This window comes from Methylobacterium sp. Leaf125 (assembly GCF_001423085.1).
In the GTDB taxonomy this organism is placed as follows: domain Bacteria; phylum Pseudomonadota; class Alphaproteobacteria; order Rhizobiales; family Beijerinckiaceae; genus Methylobacterium.
This window is the reverse complement of sequence record NZ_LMNU01000047.1, coordinates 178,508-197,607: the sequence shown is the minus strand read 5'-3', so window position 1 is coordinate 197,607 and position 19,100 is coordinate 178,508. Positions and strand designations below refer to the sequence as shown.

General features: G+C 69.7%; 10 protein-coding genes and 1 pseudogene. 5 read left to right on the top strand and 6 right to left on the bottom strand.

Translation table 11 applies throughout. From position 1 onward, the window contains the following. Nucleotides 1-116: 116 nt before the first annotated feature. The 5 genes and pseudogenes from ASF58_RS27575 to ASF58_RS22935 form a co-directional block, all read left to right on the top strand. Nucleotides 117-557: pseudogene (locus ASF58_RS27575) on the top strand (YDG domain-containing protein); the annotation flags it as partial. A 15-nt stretch (nucleotides 558-572) separates the two neighbouring features. Next, nucleotides 573-3,869, top strand: coding sequence for an MBG domain-containing protein (locus ASF58_RS27340; protein WP_280137573.1), 3,297 nt, complete (start codon nucleotides 573-575; stop codon nucleotides 3,867-3,869). A 26-nt stretch (nucleotides 3,870-3,895) separates the two neighbouring features. After that, entirely contained in the window at nucleotides 3,896-4,651 is a 756-nt protein-coding gene (locus ASF58_RS22945) for a SapC family protein (protein WP_055958131.1), read from the top strand. A gap of 17 nt (nucleotides 4,652-4,668) precedes the next feature. Beyond that, nucleotides 4,669-5,322: an invasion associated locus B family protein gene (locus ASF58_RS22940; protein ID WP_055958128.1), complete on the top strand. Its 654-nt coding sequence runs from the start codon at nucleotides 4,669-4,671 to the stop codon at nucleotides 5,320-5,322. A gap of 1,467 nt (nucleotides 5,323-6,789) precedes the next feature. Continuing rightward, nucleotides 6,790-8,001 (top strand): serine protease, encoded by a 1,212-nt coding sequence (locus tag ASF58_RS22935; RefSeq protein ID WP_055958125.1) that lies wholly within the window; start codon nucleotides 6,790-6,792, stop codon nucleotides 7,999-8,001. A gap of 129 nt (nucleotides 8,002-8,130) precedes the next feature. Here ASF58_RS22935 and ASF58_RS22930 read toward each other — a convergent pair whose 3' ends face one another. From ASF58_RS22930 to ASF58_RS22905, 6 genes are all read right to left on the bottom strand, one after another. Further along, complete coding sequence (locus tag ASF58_RS22930; protein WP_244477455.1) at nucleotides 8,131-8,589, bottom strand: hypothetical protein; 459 nt, start codon at nucleotides 8,587-8,589, stop codon at nucleotides 8,131-8,133. A gap of 227 nt (nucleotides 8,590-8,816) precedes the next feature. Then, a complete protein-coding gene (locus ASF58_RS22925; protein ID WP_200930241.1) occupies nucleotides 8,817-10,694 on the bottom strand; it encodes a hypothetical protein in 1,878 nt (625 codons plus the stop codon). Between the two features lie 20 nt (nucleotides 10,695-10,714). Beyond that, a complete protein-coding gene (locus tag ASF58_RS22920) occupies nucleotides 10,715-11,779 on the bottom strand; it encodes a hypothetical protein (protein ID WP_055958123.1) in 1,065 nt (354 codons plus the stop codon). A 60-nt stretch (nucleotides 11,780-11,839) separates the two neighbouring features. Beyond that, nucleotides 11,840-14,482: a virulence factor SrfC family protein gene (locus ASF58_RS22915; RefSeq protein ID WP_055958120.1), complete on the bottom strand. Its 2,643-nt coding sequence runs from the start codon at nucleotides 14,480-14,482 to the stop codon at nucleotides 11,840-11,842. A 48-nt stretch (nucleotides 14,483-14,530) separates the two neighbouring features. Beyond that, nucleotides 14,531-17,641 (bottom strand): virulence factor SrfB, encoded by a 3,111-nt coding sequence (locus tag ASF58_RS22910; protein ID WP_055958117.1) that lies wholly within the window; start codon nucleotides 17,639-17,641, stop codon nucleotides 14,531-14,533. 81 nt (nucleotides 17,642-17,722) lie between these two features. Beyond that, nucleotides 17,723-19,090, bottom strand: a complete 1,368-nt coding sequence (locus tag ASF58_RS22905; protein WP_055958114.1) for a hypothetical protein — start codon at nucleotides 19,088-19,090, stop codon at nucleotides 17,723-17,725. Nucleotides 19,091-19,100: the final 10 nt, after the last annotated feature.

Below are 19,100 nucleotides of genomic sequence, written 5' to 3'. Positions count from 1 at the left end.
ATGTCTGCTTCATCTTCGCTCCTCAGGGGCTACGATGAACCAGCCATCCTCCGTTCGGGAAGACCCTCATTCTGTCCCACAGGTGCTGACGTCGGACAGTCGCGGTCACGCCCAGCAGCAGCCGCACCTATGGCAGCGGCAGCGCGCCGGTCGCCACCTATGCCGGCCTGCGCCCCGGCGACTTCGTGACGACGCTCGGAACCCTGAGCACCGGCGCCACCGCGTCCTCGGACGTCGGCGACTACGCGGTGACGGCATCCGGAGCCGCCGTGACGGGCGCGGCCGGCACCGCCTACCGCATCGTCTACGTCCCCGGCACGTTCAGCATCACCCCGGCGACGATCACCGTGGCGGGGGCGACCGGAGTGGACAAGACCTACGACAGGAGCTCCGCCCTGCCGGGCGGCAACCCCGGCTTCACCAGCGCGGGCGTGCTGTTCGGCGACGCCGTCACGGTCTCGGCCGGCAGCGCGGCCTACGACAGCGCCAGGGCCGGCACCCGCTCGGTGATCGTCTCCGGCCTGTCGCTGAGCGGGGCCAAGGCGAGCAATTACAGGCTCTCCGCCGCGTCCGTGACTGGCTCGGGCACGATCGATCCGGCGGCGCTGACGGTCGCCGGCGTGCGCGCCCTGGACAAGACCTACGACGGCACCACCGCCGCCACCCTCGCCGGCACCGCGGCGGTGACCGYGCTGCGCGGCGAYGTCGTCTCGGTGAGCGGCACGGGCACCGGCACCTTCGCCGACAAGAATGCCGGYACGGGCAAGGCCGTCACCGTCGGCGGCTATTCGCTGGCCGGCACCGACGCCGGCAACTACACCCTCGTGCAGCCGAGCGGCCTGAGCGCCGACATCGCCCGGGCCCCCCTGSCCSTCTCCSGCCTCTCCGCCCTGGACAAGACCTACGACGGCACCACCGCCGCCGCCCTCGCCGGCACCGCGACGGTCACCCCGTTCGGCGCCGACCTCGTCGCCTTGACGGGGGCCGTCACCGGCCGCTTCGCCCGCCAGAACGCCGGCCCCGGGATCCCGGTGAACCTGTCCGGGCTCGGCCTGACCGGGCTCGATGCGAGCAATTACGATCTGAGCCTGCCGACCCTCTCCGCCGCCATCTCCCCCGCGGCGCTGACCTACACGGCGGCCGCCGCGGCGCGGACCTACGGCGCGGCCAACCCGACCCTGGCCGGGACGGTGACCGGCTTCGTCGCCGGCGAGAGCCTGAGCAGCGCCACCACCGGCACCCTCGCCTTCGGCACGGCGGCGACGTCGGCAAGCGACGTCGGCACCTATGCGGTCAGCGGCTTCGGACTCGTTGCCGTCGACGGCAACTACGTCTTCGTCCAGGCGGCGACGAATGCCGGCGCGCTCACCGTCGATCCGGCCCTGCTGAGCGTGAGCGGCAGCCGGAGCTACGACGCCACCACCGGCTTCGCGACCGCCCAGCTCGGCGTGGCCGGCGGCCAGAACGGCGAGACCGTCACCTTGATCCGCGGCAGCGGCACGGCCGCCTCGGCCGATGCGGGCCTCCAGGCCGGCTCGGCCCTCGCGGGCCTGGCCGTGCAGGTCGCAGGGGGCAACGCCAGGGCGGGCAACTACCGGCTGCCGACCACCGGCACCCTCAGCATCACCCCGGCGCCCGTCCGCGTGACGGCCACGGGCGGGCGCTCGAACTACGGCGACGCCTCGGCCGATCCCGGCCTGTCGGCGACGGGCCTGCAGGGCGGACAGGACGTCCGCGTGCTCACAGGCCTGTCCAACGGCTTCGGCATCGATGCGGCCACGGGGGCGGGCCGCTACGGCCTCGTGGTGGTCGGCGCACTGAGCAACGGCAATTACACGGTCGCGGCGCGCACCCCCGGCATCTGGCAGGTCGACCCGCGCCCGCTGACCCTGACCGCGGACGCGCAGAGCCGCGTCTACGGCGACGCCGACCCGGCCCTGACCTACAGGATCGGCGGTCTCGGCCTGGTCAACGGCGACCGCCTCAGCGGTGGTTTGGCGAGCGACGCCGACGCGGCCAGCGGCGTCGGCCGCTACGCCATCGGTCAAGGCTCGCTCGCAACCTCCGCCAACTACGCGCTGACCTATCAGGGCGCCGAGCTCACGGTCACGCCGCGCCCGGTGACGCTGACGGGCACGCGGGTCTACGATGCCGGCGCCGGCATCGTCGGCGGGGCGCTGACGGCCGGCAACCGCGTCAACGGCGATGCGGTGACCGTCTCCGGCTCCGGGACGCTCGCGGGCCGGGACGTCGGGCTCCAGGCCCTGAGCGACGTCTCCGGGCTCGCGCTGTCGAACCCCAACTACACCCTCACCGGGGCGGGCGGCGCCGTGACGGTCACGCCGGCCACCCTGACCTACACCGCCGACGCCGCGCGCCGCCGCTACGGCGCGGCCAACCCGGCGCTGTCGGGCACGGTCACCGGCCTTCTCGGCCCCGACACGCTGCCCGGCGCCACCACCGGCCGCGCCTTCTTCGCGACCGCGGCCGGCACCGGCAGCAACGTCGGGGTCTACGCCGTCACCGGCGCCGGCCTCGCGGCTGGCAACTACGTCTTCGTCCAGGCCCCCGGCAATGCCGATGCGCTCACCGTCGATCCCGCCGGGCTCGCCGTCACGGGGGCCAGGACCTACGACGCCACGACCGGCTTCCGCTTCGGTCAGCTCGCCGTCAGCGGCGGCGCCAACGGCGAAACCCTTACGCTGACGGCCGGCTCAGGCGTCACGGCTTCCGCCGATGCCGGCCTCTATGCCGATGCGAGCCTGACCGGCCTGAACCTGTCGGTCGCCGTCGGCAACGGCTCGGCCGCGAACTACCGCCTGCCCGCCACCGGAACGCTCGCCATCACCCCGGCGACCGTGACGGTGCGCGTCGACGATGGGCGCTCGACCTACGGCGATGCTCCGGCCCATCCCGGTCTCGCGGCCACCGGTCTCGTCGGCGGGCAGGAGGCCGGCGTGCTCACCGGCCTCGCGACCGGCTTCAATCTCGACGCGGCGAGCGCGGCCGGCCGTTACACCATCGCGGTGGCGGGCCGGCTCAGCAACGGCAACTACCGGGTCGAGGGCGTCGAACCCGGCACCTATACGATCGAGCGGCGTCCCCTCACCGTCACCGCCGACGCGGTCGCCCGCGTCTACGGGGATGCCACTCCGGTGCTGACCTACACGGTCGGCGGCCGCGGCCTCGCCAACGGCGACCGCTTGACCGGAGACCTCGCGACCGCTGCGGCGGCCGGCAGCGATGTCGGCCGATACGCGATCGGACAGGGCACGCTGGCGGCCTCCGCCGATTATGCCCTGACCTGGCGCGGGGCCGACCTCACCGTGACCCCGCGGCCGATCACCGTGTTCGCCGACCCGCAGACGCGCCGCGCCGGCACGGTCAACCCGAGCCTGACCTACACGGTCGGCGGCCGCGGGCTCGTGGCAGGCGACCGCCTGACCGGCGCGCTCGCCACCACGGCCGGGGCGGAGAGCGAACCCGGCCTCTATCCGATCACGCGCGGCAGCCTGGCGGCCTCGGCCAACTACGGTCTCGGCTTCGTCGGCGCGAGTCTTACCGTCCTCCCGGCGCAGCCCCAGCCCCAGCTGCGACCGGTCGACAGCGACCCCGTGGGCCTCGCCAGCACCGCCGAGCGTGCCGCCCGCCGCGACGCCCGTCCGGTCGATCCAGATCCGCCGCTACTCCTCGGGGCCGGACCGGATGGCGCCCTCCGGGTCTCCGACCCGCGCTTCGACGCCATCCTCGCCTGTGCAGGCCAGCAGGGCGGCTGCTTCCTCACGCCCCTCCCGCGGGCACCGATGGCCCTCCCGGCCCCCGTCCCTGCCCCCACGCCGCAGGCGAGCCTGCCGGCGCGCACCCGCTGATTCCGAACCGGACCGTGACGCGACCGATGACAGGCTTGCCCCTGCTCTACGGCGCGGTCGTGCCCCTCGACCGCGCGACTCAACGCATCTTCCACCTCGCCAACCCGCAGCGCTTCGGCTTCGCCCGCGACAGCCATCGCGTCCCGGCGGCGATCGACGCGTTCGGCCCCGCCTGCCGCCACCGGCCGATCCTGTTCCGGCTGGACAGCCTCGGCCCGACCACGGTCTTCCTCACCGGCCTCGTGCCCGGGCACTGGGCTCTGATCGACGCGGACGGCGCCTGGACCGGCCGCGACCGGCCGGCCTATCTGCGCCGCTTCCCCTTCATCCTCGGCGGGACCGGCGACGCCCCGCCGCTGGTCTGCCTCGACGACCCCAGCGACCCGATCCGCCGCGATTCCGCCGGGGCGGCGCTGGCCGAGGCCGCCCCGCTGTTCCGCGAAGACGGCCCAGAGACGCCGCTGCCGGAAGAGCGGGTGCGGCCGACGGCTGATGATGCGGACGCCGCCCACCGCACCATGGCCTTCGGCCGCACGCTTCAGGATCTCGGCCTGCTGCGGGCGCTGACGGTGCAGGGCCGGGATGCCGCGACCGGTTCCAGCCACGCGATGCACGGGGTGCTCGGCATCCACGAGGCCGCGCTGGCCGCCCTGACGGATGAGGATCTCGGGCGGCTGCGCCGCGAGGGCGGGCTCCCAGCCATTGACGCCCATCGCCTCAGCCTGCGGACGCTGGCCGACTTCACCCTCGCCTTCGCCCCGCCCGGACAGACCGCAGCCTAGGCCCAGGACAACGCCGCATGACCTCGTTCGCCCATCGGAAGACCGCCCTCCCCCCGTCCCCTTTGCGCGCCCGCCTCCTGGCCGTGCTCGCCTCGGGCGCCGTCCTGATCGGTGGCCCGCTCCCCCTCGACTCCGCCCTGGCGCAGGCACCCGGCGCCAAGGCTTCGTCCCCGTCGCCCACGGCGCCGGCCGCCCAGCCGCCGCTCTCGTCCGAGCCGGGTGTCACCACCGCCAGCTACGGCGACTGGGTCCTGCGCTGCCAGCGGGTCGGCACAGCCGAGAAGGCGGCGCGCCTTTGCGAGGTTTCGCAAGCGATGCAGGGGCAGGGACAGCCCGCACCGATCGCCCAGGTCGCGATCGGACCGATGCCGGGCGAAGCCGGGTTGCGGGTCACCGCCCTGCTGCCGGTGGCCGTGAGCTTCCCCTCGACCGTCCGGATCGGCCTCGAGGAGAAGGACGCCAAGGCTGCGTTGCTCGACCTCGCATGGCGGCGCTGCCTGCCCGGCGGCTGCGTGGCGGACGGGCCGGTGAAGGAGGACCTGAAGCGCTGGCGCGAGGCGGAGGCGCCGGGCCGCCTTCTGTTCAGGAGCGCGGGGGGCCAAGAGGTGGCGATCCCCCTGTCGTTCTGCGGTCTCGCCCAGGCGCTGGACGCGCTCGGCAAGGAACGCTGATCCGGCCCCACCAGGCGATCGAGCGAGAGCAGCAACACGCGCACGATCGGAGCGCCCGTTGCGCGCTGGGCCGGCCTCGCGGCCGTCCTATGCGCCGTCCCCACCGGCGCGCCGACCGATGACGGCCGCGGCCTGTGGCGCGGCGGTGATCCGAGCCGGGTCAGCCTCTCGGGGGGCACCTCGGGCGCGGCGACGGACGTCCCAGACGCGATGGCGCATTCCGGTTCGGTGGTGGCGGTGGGAGCCGTTGCTGGCCCACTGGGGCTGCGCCGCGTTCGGCCTGTCCCGCTTGGTCAACGCTTGCCTGTGTGACCGCAGCGCGTTCACGCCCACGATCGAGACGGCTCGACGCTTGGCCGCCCCGGTGCGATCGATCCCTGCGAGGCCGGCAAACCGCGAGCCCTGAACCGGTCCTGGGTGTTTCAGAGCCCGGCCGACGAAGCCGTCGCGGTGGATCTGCGGTCGCGTCTCGCTTGCGGGATCCCACGTCTCTGAAGCGATGCCCGGACGAGGCGTGGCCGCCAGACGTGGCCTTGAGACGTAAAAGGCGGTCTCGTTCGCATCGTGTTTCGGCTTTGGGACGACAATCGAACGACGTCCAGAGGCAGCGATGAACAGGCGGCGCGGCGAGTTCATCGCAGCCTCCGCCGACCAGGCTTGAACGTCAGACCGTGCCGCGCTGACCTGGTGCCGCCAAGCTGCCAAGCTTCGAATTGAGCAACGCCGCCCGAGGTCATGATGGCCCGCGCGAATGGTTCGTACAACCATCCTCTGATGCTGCGCGAACCAGTCGACGCATCAGATGGCAGAAGGCTCCTCCGGGTGTGCCGGCAGATGTCGTGGGGTGCACGCAGTCGTCTTCCGACGGGATTATACGTCTCGGCGAGAACATTCGCCCACCGGTCGGTAAGGTTGTCGCTTAAAAATAGTGCGGGCCGAGGATTTCAGGCGGGAAAACGACTTTCCAAGCGTGGCCGTTCAGGTAGGTTGTAGCGGTAGCACGGGGTTGTGGACGCGAAGATCCCGCAGCCGAATGACCTTTCGCTCCGACGCGGGAGGCCGTTTGCAAGACTCTGCGCTTTCTTTCGATCGGGATGCTTTCGGTGAACGCTTCAAAATATGTTCTCAGCGCCGTCGCGGCGGCTCTCATCAGTTGCACCGCAGCGGTGCCGCGCGCATCCGCGGGCCCGTTGGACGGCCTCGCCGGCGGAGCCATCGGCTTCGCTCTGGGCGCCATGGCGGCTGCACCGCGACACGCCTACCACGCTCCGCGGACGCAACGCGTCGTCGTCTATCGGAACCGTCCGACCCGCCGCCACGTCGCTGCCGCCCCGGCCCGTCGGAAAGCTGCGCCATTGCAGGGCGGCGCTGCCATCAGCACCGTGTCCGATCCGTTCGCCGGATCGAGCACCGCTCGGCCGATTCCCGTCAGCGGTCGCTGAGACCACCGGGAAAGTTTTGACCGTGATGAGCCTCGTCTTGCGTCCGTTCCTCATCGGCGTGGTGGCCCTCGCGGCTGCGTTCCCGGCAACGCGTGCAGCCACGGCCGCGCCTGTCCTCAGCGTGGACAAGACGGTGGGTAAGGTGTCGGGTTGGTCGATCGGGATAAGCCGATCGACCGACGGCTGCCTGGCCGCTGCGACCTACGAGGACCAGACGACGGTCTGGATGGGATTCAACGGAGAGAAGGACGAGGCATTCCTGGCCTTTACCAATCCCAAGTGGCGGTCAATCGAACCCGATCGCCTCTATCAACTCATGATGCTCACCGGACGGGGACGCTGGAAGGGCCAGTTCTCCGGGATCGAACGCGGTGCGGATCGCGGTCTCATGGCATCCGGGCTCAAGAAGAGCTTCGTGCTCGACATCGCCCGTGCCGGTGGGATCGAAGTGCTGTTCGACCGCAAGTCGATCGCGCAACTCTCGTTGTCGGGATCCTCGGATGCGATCAGCGCGATGATCGATTGCCAGAAAGCCATCGTCGAAGCGAAAGCGGAAACGGCGCCACCCAGGAACAAGGCGAACCCCGACGCGGGCGTGACGCCGAGGCGGGACGGCGGGTCCTCCGGAACCGGCTTCTTCGTGTCGGAGGCCGGACACGTGCTGACCAACAACCATGTCATCAATGGTTGCACGGAAATCAATATCGCCAAGTTCGGTCTGCCGTCCCTGCGGGCGCGGCTCGTCGCCACCGATGTCCAGAACGATCTCGCGGTGCTGAGCACCGGCTTCGAGAATCCCGTGGTTCCGGCCCTGTCGCTCAAACCGAGGGTCGGCGAGAGCGTCTATGCCTATGGCTTTCCACTTCCCGACCTCCTGGCAGCCTCCGGAAATTTCACGGTCGGCAACATCACCGCCGCCGCGGGCCTCGGCGATGACACCCGCATGCTCCAGATCTCGACGCCCGTTCAGCCCGGCAACAGCGGCGGGCCTCTGATCGACCAGTACGGCGCCGTGGTCGGCGTCATCGCCTCGAAGCTCAACGCGATGACGGTCGCGAAGGCCAACAACGACATCCCGCAAAACGTGAACTTCGCCATCAAGTCGACGATCGCGCTGAATTTCCTCGACTCGAACGGGATCGTCACAGGGAGCGGTACCAAGAATCCGACTCCGCTGGATCCGGCGACCGTCGCCGAGCAGGCCAAGGCCTACACGGTGCACGTGACCTGCCGATAAGCTGTGCCGTTCGCCATCGGTCTCGGGAATACCCCCCGGGTCGGACAGCGATGCGCCGTCTCGCGCGAACACCCGACGGTCAGGTCTGCCACCCAGGCGACAGGCCGGCATATCGACCGACACGGGCGTTCAGTTGCAGCCGACGCTCCCGCACAGGGTGTTGGCACCCGTCGGCGACGCCCCGGCGATGGCGGGCGCGAAGAGCGCCGCTCTGGCAAGCTTCGCCTCCTCGTTGTCGGGCTTCAGGCGAAGGACTTCGTCGTAGTCGCGCGATGCCAGGAGGAGGTTGCCGAGCTGAGTCTGCGACTTGGCGCGGTTCATCAGCGGATAGATGAAGGTCGGCCGCATGGTGTGGGCCTGCGTGAAGTCGACGATGGCCGCCGCATGGTTGTTCAGACCAGCCTGCGCGATGCCACGATTGGCGAAACTGTAAGGGTAATCGTCATCGGCCCGGATCGCGCTGGTGCAGTCGGCGAGCGCCGCCGCGAAGGCGAGACGATCGTTGTTGGCCTTGCAGCGCCCATCGAGGGCGATCGCGCGCTGTCGAGGCGTGCGCGCTTCCGCCAGCAGAGCCGAACAGCCGGTCACCCGAGCTTCCGCCGTACCGCTTCTGCAATCCTGCCCGGGATCGGCCAGAGCGCCTGATCCTGGCGTCAGGCATGCCGCCAGAACGAGGAGCGCGGTGAGCTGACGGGCGGCTCCTGGAAACCGGTCTCGCCGACACTGCCTCGGAGTCGCGCAGGTGCCGAAAACGGTGCGGGGGCGTGGCGGCATTCGTTTTCCCGGCATGATCAGACGTCCTCGACCCGTTGTCTTCACCGGCACCGGTTCGTGAACATGTCACTGTTCGGCAATTGCATGGAGTTCATCATCTTGAGCAACTCGGCGCGATACGTCTCGCTGTGCTCGGAGGGAAAACGGCCGCCGATATGCGTGATCGTGCTGCGGTCATCGCGGCGAATCGAGACGAAGTCGAGATAGTTGCGATCGTCGAAAGCCCCTTGTCCGCGCGCCGTGCCCCGCCCTTCGAGAATGTAACCGGACCGTCCGGGCGCAGTCGTGATCTCCTGCGAGCGGGAGACCTGCGTCCGGCGTGGAGCGATCTGTTCGCTCATGTACTGGCGCGCGTCGCCGCAGCGCTCGTTCGGGCTGACCTGCACATAGATGGCGACCTGCTCGCCATGCAGCCGGGATTGCCAGACCGTGCTGTACGACTGTTTCTGAGCGTCGAAATGATCATCGGCCAGCGCTTTGATCTCAAGCAGATTTGTCGCGTAGTTCAGTGTCCAGCCGGACGCGCTCCGGGCCGTCGACCGCTGCCGTTGCGCCTCCTCACGCAGCCGCTGGGCTTCCGCCTCCCGCTGTCGCTGCGCCTCTGCCTCGCGCTGCCGGAGGGCTTCGCGCTCGCGCTCGCGCTGGCTCTCCTGTTCGAGGCGAAAGCGGTCCGCTCGTTCACGCTCAAGTCGCGCCTGCTCCTCCCAGCGCCGCCGCTCATCGGCCTCACGCTGGCGCTGAGCGTCGGCGTCCCGTTGGCGTTGGGCCTCGCTTTGCTGCCGGTCACGCAGGCGGTCGCATTCCACGACGTGGTTCTCGACGATGCCGCGGAAGCGTCCGGCCGGATAGGCGCTGCCGTAGCTCGACGCACTGAGGCGGTCGTCGCAGGACGCCACGGCCTTCTGAAACGCGCGCTGCTCGCGGCCGGCCTGGAGCCTGTCGGCGAAAGCGCGCGCATAGGGATAGGCGGCGGTGACCGCCTCGCATTCGCGGATCAGCGGATCGAGGGCGATGGAGCTCAGCGCTGCGGGCTCGGCGTTCGGGTCGACCTTGTTGCAGGGTGTCGTCATACCCGCGAAGAAGCCCTGGGGCAGGAAAGAGAAGGCGGTGGTGAGCGCGCCGCTCGCCCTCGGCTCGAGATCGCTGCCGCCGAGGCCGCGTTGCAGGAATTCGTAGGATTGCAGGAAGTTCTGTCCCTCCTGCGCCATCGCGCCAAGCAGAATGTCGCGCAGGGACGCGCGTCCCGCCAAGGGCACGGCGCCCGGCGCCCGGCGTCCGAGACGCTGACCGCCGATGACGCTGGCACCCGAGGACCCTGCGGCAGCGTCGAAGTCGCAGCGGCCTCCCGCGACCGGCTGACACTCGTCGACGACGGCGACGAGGTCGCGCGGCTGACGGCGTGACAGGCGTCGGAGCAGATCGCCGAGGCGTACGCCCTCGCTCTCGATGAAGGCCGGTCGCTGCGTGAGGTCGCCCGCAGCCCCCTGCGGCATCAGGAACACGTCGTCCTCGCCACCGACACTCGGGCCGAGCGCGATCACCGCGACCTGGGCCCCCTCCGGGAGCCGCGCTGCGGCTTCGCGCAATCCGCGCTCGAGTTCCGGCCGGTCCGCGGGTCCGAAGGTCCAGACGTCGAACCCGATTTCGCGCAGACGCTTGCGATAGGCTTCCTCGTCGGCATGGGCCGTCGCCGCCCGACTCCCGGCATTCGTCGCCTGGGGCACGATCAGGAGCGCGATGCGCGGACCGGACAGGACGCTGCTCCTGCCCGTCGCCGCCTGAACGGCAAGCCCTGGTGCGGCCGCGTGTGCGGACGGGGTGTGCATGCTGGCATTCAGGGCGAGAGACAGGCCCGTGAGCAGTGCAGCCGCGCGCGCCGTGGCCCGGAGCCGGACCGGTCGTGAACTGGAGAGGGCCATGGGAAGACTCTTGGAAAGCGTCATGGACGGCAGATCGCGCGCAGTCGCTCGTCGCGGCCGACGAGATCCGTGTTGGCGTCGCACAGGCTTCGGAGCGCGTCGGTGTGCCGGGGCGAGCGGTTGCGCCAGAGCGCGTAGTAATAGGCCGCGCGGGAGACGTCGGGCTGAGCGGCGTTGCGATACGTGGTGTCGGTGGTCCGGGGATCGTAGAAGCGCGCCATCTGCCAGGCAGCATCCGCGCTGGCGGCGGGATCGGCCTCCTCGAAGGCCCTGAAGGCGGCCCCTCCCTGCTGAGCCTCGATCGCTGTGCCGCCGAGCGCCAGAAACGCGCTGCCTGTCGCGCGTTCCTCCAAGAGGCGTCCGTGCCGTTGGCGCAGTTCGGCAGCACTCAGACGTGGCGCCTCCGCAGCGGGCGGCGTCCGTGCTTCGGGCTGCGCCGGTGTGTCCGTCGGCGCAGTCGGGTGGCCGGCCAGGACAGCCTTGAGCAGGTCCTGGTACAGGTACGCGCCGATCCCGGCCCCGGCGAACAGAACCAGGAATACGAGCGCCGGCCAGATCCGGCGCGGCGCCTCTCGAGGCACTTCGGGCAGGACAAGCCCGTCGCGCACGTTGGCCCGGCGGGGCGGCTCAGGCTCGGCCGGGGACGTTTCCGAATCCTGGAGCGGGGGGAGACCGTCACCGGGTTCACCGGCGAGCGTCTCCTGAGAGGGCGCGGTCTGGGTCAGGCTGGGGGCGGGGATCGGGGAAGCGGCGAGCATGCCGGAGCCGGCGGGTGCCGGCGTGATGAACGGCCAGGACACGACCCCGAACGAGGTGCCGTCCTGGCCCACGATCTCGATCGGAACGAGTTCCTCGATGCGATCGACCACCGAGGGGCCGAAGCGGGCTACGGTGCGGCCGTCATGCTCGGTCATGGAGAGCGGGGCGAGCCACGCAATCTCCGGCTGCCATCCCTCGGTGCCGAGATGCCTCGGCTCGGTGTCCTGGCGCCGGAACGACAGCAGCGGCGAGGCGGCGCGCTGCCCGAGATCGATGAGGGCGTGGCCGCCGATCTCGTCCTCGTCCTCTGTGATGCGAAGGGTCATGGTTGTGTCCAGGCAAGTCGTCTGAGGCGTCTGTGAGCAGCGGGGCTCGAGGTCCGTGAGCTAGGCGGCCGAACGCCCTTGCAGGCCCGTCAGGATCGCGCCCAGCCTGCCGTTCTGCTCGAGGTCGATGGTGACCCCGGCCGCACTCTTCGCGTTGTCCTCCACGACCCGGTAGAAGCCGTGGAACCAGTCGGTCGCGTAGGTGTGGCCGAAGGCTGCCGGAGTGGGGCCGATCGACCGGGCATCGAAGGTGACCGGGCGAGCCTCGAAGGCGATGCGGTCGCCCGCCTCATCCTGGATCGAGGGCCGTTCGCCGGCCGGGGGGACCAGACCGAAGCCGAGATCGCCGCTCAACCGGTTCAGGCGCGTGGCCGCGATCAGTGCGAGCTTCGCCGTCGACTGCTCGGCACGCTCCACGGTCGCGAGGGCCCGCAGATCGGCTGCGATGGCGGCCTCCACATCCGCACGGCGAGCCAGGGTGATCATCTCGCCGACGATGATCTCCATCACGTCGACCGGAACCTGGAAGCGGCGTGTGAACCCGTCGGCCTCGATCCGCCGGCGCATGGAGCCGATCCAGGCGGTAACCGCGGCCCGGGCCAGGCCACGCTCACGATCGGACGCGCCGGGTCCCACCGGTGATCGGGCGCCCGGGACTCCACCCCCAGGGCTCGGCGCACCGGGGCGGGCGATCGCACCGGGACGCGCGATGCGAGCAGGTGCCGCCGGCGAAGCGCTCTCGGCCGGTGCCCCGGATATCGACTGACTCGCCCCATGGAGGGCTTCGGTCAGGGTGCCCACATCGATCAGGAGTTCGCGCAGCAGCGAACCGAAGCCGCCGGCCGCTACGGTCGCGTCGAGGGCGTCGAAGACATGGCCGGCAGCCTCGCGGCGCTCGGCCAAGCGGGTCTCGATGTCGAGGGCCACGTGGAAACGCCCGAGCCGCTCCCGCAGCTCGGCCCGCAGTCCATCGAGCCGCGAGGCAATCTGGGCGGCCTTCAGCTCCGGCCGGCAGACGCGAGCCAGATTCTCGACGAGGTAGCTGACGCCTCCGTCGTTGAGGCGCAACGCCTCGTCGAAGGCGCGGGCAGGATCCTGAAAATGCGCGGCGGCCTCGGGCAGGGCCACGAAGCCGCGGCGCAGTTCGGCGATCCGCTCCTGCTTCTCCGGCAGGAACCCGATCTCGCGCCGCCCCTCGTATCGGATCACCGATTCGGCCGGGTAATTCGGGTTCCGGAACCAGAACGCGTTGCGGAACGGCGCCCCCGGCGTCCACTGCCGAGGCCAGGTATGGGCCTTGCCGAAGAACCCCAGGAGTGATGCCTCGATCCGGTTGCGGAACCGCAAACCGGCATCCTGACCGGCATCCCCCGCCTTGTCGACGAAGTGACTGTCGAACCAGGTCATCACCAGGAAGAGCAGGTTCGGCAGGGCGATCCGCGCCTCGGGGCTGGCACCGTGAGTCTGGGTGATCCAGCGCTCCACCAGATCCGGCAGCGTCACGACCTCCTGGTTCGATGGCCTGATACAGAGCAGCATCGTCGTCAGTTCCTGCTCGGCCACGTAGCGATCGAACAGGTAGGCGACCTTGCCGCGCAGGAAGGTCTCCTTGAGAGAGTCGGGGTGCTCCGCCAGGAAATGGGCCAGATCGACCTTCTGACGGCTGCGTGCGCCGGGGAAGTCGAGGAGGTCCGCTTCACGAAGGAAGGATCGCGGTGCATCCGCGATGTCGATCCGCAACTCCGCCGTGATGGCCGCTACGGTGGCGCGCGGCAGGGAGACCGGCGTTCCGGAGGCGCCGTAGACGAGCAGCGTGTCGGCGCCCCCTGAGGCCCCGAGGCCCGCCAGCGTGGCGACATCGAGGATACTGCCTTCCCGCGGCACCAGGGCGCCGATCGGCGCAAAGATCTCGTCGGGATGCCCGAGGCGTTCGAGGGCCTCCGTGAAGTCCCGGTAGAGCCGGGTGAACGCCGCATGGCCGCCCCAGAGCGGCGCGAACAGGCGCGCGCGTCCCTCCAGGTCGAGCCCCGGGGCGAGTGTGCGTGCCTCGTCCCAGTAGCGTGCCAGCGCCTCCAGGGCGCGGCTGCCGCGCGCCTGGTCGAGAAGATAGTCCCTCAGGTCGTCGACTTCGGCGCCCGTGAAGCGTGCACCCCCGGTGCGGGGCCGGGTCCGCAACTGGGCCAGGAGCGCATCGATCTCCTCGGCCTGCGGCGGATGTTCCTTCGTGGCATCGCTGTCGTGCAGGAAGCTGTTGCAGAGAACCTTGATCAGATCGCTCTCCGTCAGCACCCGAAGGCGTACCGGAGCGCCGGGCGGAGTCGGTGTCCCGCCCTCCTGGGCGCTGAAGCGCGTCACGAGCCCCGTCGCTTCCTTCTCGCCAATCGGATTGATCTCGGCGAGGAAGTCGACCGGCGCGATTCCGTCGAAACGGGCCCGCAGTGAACCGTTTTCGGGGCGGGCCAGAACCTCCACGAGGTAGGATTTCCCAGCCTGGCTCGGGCCGAACACGCCGACGCACATCGGTCGCTGCGCTGCCCGGCCGAGGCGTTCGGCCCGATGGGCGATCTTGCGCGTCGAGCGGACGAGATCGTCCCGCTCACGGCCGACGGTGGCTGCGTTGGCGGCATCGCCGAGCCAGCGCTCGGCATCCTGCGCGAGACGGCTGGTGTCGTGGCAGGCCTTGGCAAGGAGGTCAGTCGACATGGCAGAGATTGTGGTTAATCCTGGAGGAGTTGGGGGCAGACAATGCCTTCAATCGACGGAGAGAACTCCAGTATCGAGCCAGTACCCTTGCTCAGAAACCAGAGTGTCGAGCACAAGCTCGATCTTTCTTTTGACGTCGAGGCCGTCCGCATCGTAGGCATCGGTGATTTCGAATTCTTCCTTCATGGATTCCGAACGGATCAGGGCATCCGGGCTGTCATCGTCAGCACGCCCATCGCCGACGCGTTCGAGCGTGATGTCGAGGGGAAGGCGCAACGGCGTGGCCTCCTGTCCGGTTCGGAGACGCAGCCGATACAGGGGCGTTGCGATCCAGCGCTCGACCGGCAATTGCCGGTAGCCGAGGCGCATTGGCGCATAGTAGCGGAGCTTCGCAGTCATCGCGGGTCCGCTCGCCCGCGCTGCTGCGGGCGCGTCGAGGTCCACGTCGCGGAAGCAAAGACCGGCATCCCGCAACTGCCCGCTCAATTCCATCTCGCCGATGTACCGGGCGGTCGAGCGCAGGCCCAGGCGGTGGGTGAACAGGGTGAAGTTCGTCAGCTGGCTCTCGGCCAGCGCGCAGAGCATTCCACCCACCGCCGTCGTCGTCTTCGGATCGCCGATGCGGCGGTTGTCGCGATCCCGGAACGGATACCAGTTGCCGGCCTGGTACTGGTGCAGCGGCACGATCCGATCGGGAGAGACCGCCAGCTTGTTCACGAGGAGGTCGACGAAGGCCGAGAGACGCGAGGGGCGTCCCGACAGCAGCACGACGTCCACATCCAGGGCGTGGATCGCCTCGCAGAGGTTGTCGAGCACGAGGTCGAGAACCGACACCACGCAGGCGCCGACAACCTCGGCGCGCGCCTCGAACACGCAATCCACCAGGGCAAAGCCGATAGCGCCGTCGCGCCGCGCCGGACCTTCGAGGAAATCGAGCAGGCGTGGCTGCGGCAGGGCACGGCGCACCACGCGGCCGCCGCGCTCAGGGAAGAATTCCGAGAACGGACGGGTGGTCAACTCGCCCTCGGCCTCGACATCGGCCAGAAGACGCAATCCGATCGGTTCCAGCACGCGGGATACGAATTGCCGGCGCAGGTGCTTTTCCTGCTCGGCCATGTTGGCGCGGTCGCCACCGAAGCGCTCGAGCAGGAGCGCGTGCGGGTCAGGATGCCCCGCACGGCGCAGGGCCTCCTCGAGGGTCGGCAGGACGAGCCTCTCGATGACGCTCTTGAGGATGTCGTCGCCCGCGATCCTGAATCCCTCGCGGAAATTCTGCACCGGTTTGATCGCCCGGTTCCCCTCCGCGTAGTAGGTCGTCACCATCAGGTCGGTGGTGCCGCCGCCGACGTCGATACTGGCGATCCGCACCGAGGGTTCGGCGGGCGTGCCGGGAGCGGGTCTCGAGTCCGGTTCGGCGAAGGGTCGCGGGCGGCCGATGAGCTTGAGGAAGCCGTCGACGGCCCCGCCCAGTTTCTGGGTGATCTCTCCGTAGAGATAGACGAACTGGACGCAGCTCGCCTCATCCCAGGACACGTGGACCTCCGGCTGCGTGACGCCCGGGGGTGGCGTGTCGGCCCATCCCATCAATTGCCAGATCAGCTTGACGGCGCCTTCCGCCCGGGAGCGCAGCAGACGCTGTTCCTGCACGGGCATCGCCGGTGGCAGAGTGAGGATGATCCGTCGCAGCTTGCGGGGCGCGTCCTTCGTCCGTCGACGCTCACGCACGCCGGCGTTGTTGATCATCGACAGCGCGTGGCAGACGACCTCGGCGACCATGAACGTGAAGAAGGACGACCGTGAGAACGTCAGCCGCGATGCACCGATCCGATCGTCGGCCTGAACCCGGATGCCGTAGCGCTTCCTGTCGGCGTCGAGCTGCGAGATCACGTCGCCGCGGCTGTTGACGAACTGGCGGATCGTCCGGTCGATGAGCGGGCTCGTTCCATCGGCGCCGTAGTCGCGATCCGGAAAGCGCCATTCCTGGTTCACCGGTCTCACGTCGCAGAGATAGCGTTTGGGGCTCGACAGACCGCCGACCGCCTCGGTGCCCTGCGCCAGCTCTCGGAAACGGCTCGCTTCTGGCCCGACCCGAACGGGGCTCGGCCAGAAAAATGCGCGCGGCCGTGCCGAGAGCCGCGAGAGATGATCGCGTCCGAATCGGGCGTGGGATAGTTCGACGTGGCTCTCGAACGGCTCGACATAGACCTGTTCTGGCTCGGACAGGTCGCGAAGCTGCAGCACGAAGGAGTTGTTGAGGTCGACGCGATCCTCGTTGGGGTGCGACTCGATCAGGATCCCGCAGGTGCGGCTGTTTCCGATGTCTAGGATTAAGTCGACGGTCACTGGCTTGATCGCCGGGAGCGCCGAGACCGTATCGGTCAGACGCATGACGCGGGGCTGGATCGCTCGCTGCAGGTATTCGAGCAGCACGAGATAGCGGGCATAGTGTTCGAGGGTGTTGGGGAAATCGCTGTCCCGCAGAGGCCGGTCGGGCCGCTGGGCCGCCTTGAACTCGCGGAATTGCTCGGAGAGCCAGGACGGCACCCATTCCTGAAAGCCGGCGCGCTGGCGCGCCTCCTCGCTGTCGGAGGCCGCGCCGAGAAACCAGCCGATGTCGCGGAAGCGGTAGGCGAACCGGAACTCGTGCTCGTTGGCGGCATCGTCAAGGCTCGGCGCCGTGTACGGCCGGTTCGGGCGCCGCTCCAGAAGTTCCGTGTCGAAGGCGAAGATCACCCGATGGCTGATTGGACTGTCTGGGGCGCGGTCGGAGACCTCTGCGACGCGCACCCGCGCCCAGTTGGTCGGGCCCACGTCGAGTTCATCGCCTCCCTCGATTCCCGCCTTCACCCGCAACATCGGGATCGGCGTCCACTTCTCCAGGAAGACTTCGAGGGCGCCCCGCTCGCTGATGGCGTATTCGCGATCGGCACCGCGGGCGGTCTCGATTTCCTCTCCACCCGGGTCGGTCTCGTCCCAGGTCGGGAGCAGCCGATAGGTCTGCCGACCCGCCGGCTGGGACACGCCTTCGACCTCGCGCTCGATGAAGCGGCGCGACAGGCGACCAACGGCATCGATGTTGAACGCGTACTCGACGAACTGCACGCCGCTATGGGGCACGAGTCGGATCGTGGGACCGAAGGTGACGGGATCGACGAACATCGGGACGGATACAATCCTGATACGAGACGGCCTTGCCGAGACTCAGGGGACGCGTGGAGGAGGCATGCTCACGGCCGAAGTTCACGGCATGGCAGGGGCTCCGGAAGCTGGGACGATCGGAACCGGGAAGGTGAAGACGTTCTGGGATACACGGGGAGCCGAGACCCGCCCTTCCTCTTCCCGCATCACCCGACCGTTCTGGGACAGGACGAGGCGGAACGGAATGCTCGGGCGCGCATCGCCGTGCCGGTCGTAGAGGGCGACGGCGATGCCGAAGACCCCGGCCGGCGTCGGCGCCTCGTCCCAAATGATGTGCTCGACCGGGCGGCTGGCGCTGGTCCCTCCGCCTTCGTTCTGGTCGGCCACGAGGCGGCCGCCGCAGGCGCTGCGGTTGTTGAAGCTGATCCGGGCCTGATCGGGGCAGGCGACCTGCAGATCGAGATCGGCAGCCCCGTCCCAGGCGAGGGTCAGCTCCAGGTATCGCCCGCGCTCGATCCGCTCCAAACGCCGTTCCACATCGGCGGCGATGGCGCGTGGCGGGGTGACCGGCGTGGACGGACCCGGAATCGCGGCACGCGATGGCAGGGGACAGCTCGCATCGCAGGACAGGGCACGGCGCGTCAGCGCAAGCTCGGCAGCGTGCACCTCGCCCTCGATGGCCTGGATCGCTGTGCGCTGCGACAGGTCGGCCGGGTCGATGCCGAGGGAAGCCACGGGACAGTGATCGGGCAGGACGCCCTTCAGCCAGTCCGGCCAATTGGCGCTGCCGATCGCGCAGGCCTGCAGCAGGCGGTCGCCGAGAGCCAGCGAGAGAAGGGCGAATACCAGCCACAGGACGGGCACGAGAGCCGATCTCGCCCGCACCACGCCGGCGTCGTTCACCGCTTCAGGCCGCGGCGGCGGCGGCGCACTCGAATGCCGGGCGGCCTGCGATGTCCGCGGTGTGACCATCGCGGCTGCCGCACTGCCGGTGATCGCGCCGTTCCGCTCGGCAACGACGCCCATCCCCTGAGCGTGACGATAGCCCCATGCCACCAGGACCGGTTGGCCGCCGAGAGACCAGAGATGGTCGTCGTCAGGGGTGACGAGCGCATCGCGAATGAGGCGAGCAAGGTCACGCGAAGCTTCGCCCTCACGCTCGAGCGCGTCGGCGAAGGCGGCGACCTCGGATCTCAGGCGCCCCGCTACGCGACGGAGGGCTTGCGCCTCGCCGGCTTCGAGCCCCAAGACGGGCGCGGCCTCGCCGTCTCCGTCGGCAAACCAGGCCAGCCCCGGGAGGCCCGTCTTCGCCATGGTGATCGGCACCGGCTCGGCGAAAAGCTTGGCGTGCGCGCGACCGACCCGCTGAGCCAGCAGGGCGACGAACTGGTCGTACTGTTGATTGAGCTTCGGATTGACCGCATCCAGACCTTGGCGCGGCGTCTCGGTCAGCTTGACGGTGCTCGACATCTGGCGACCG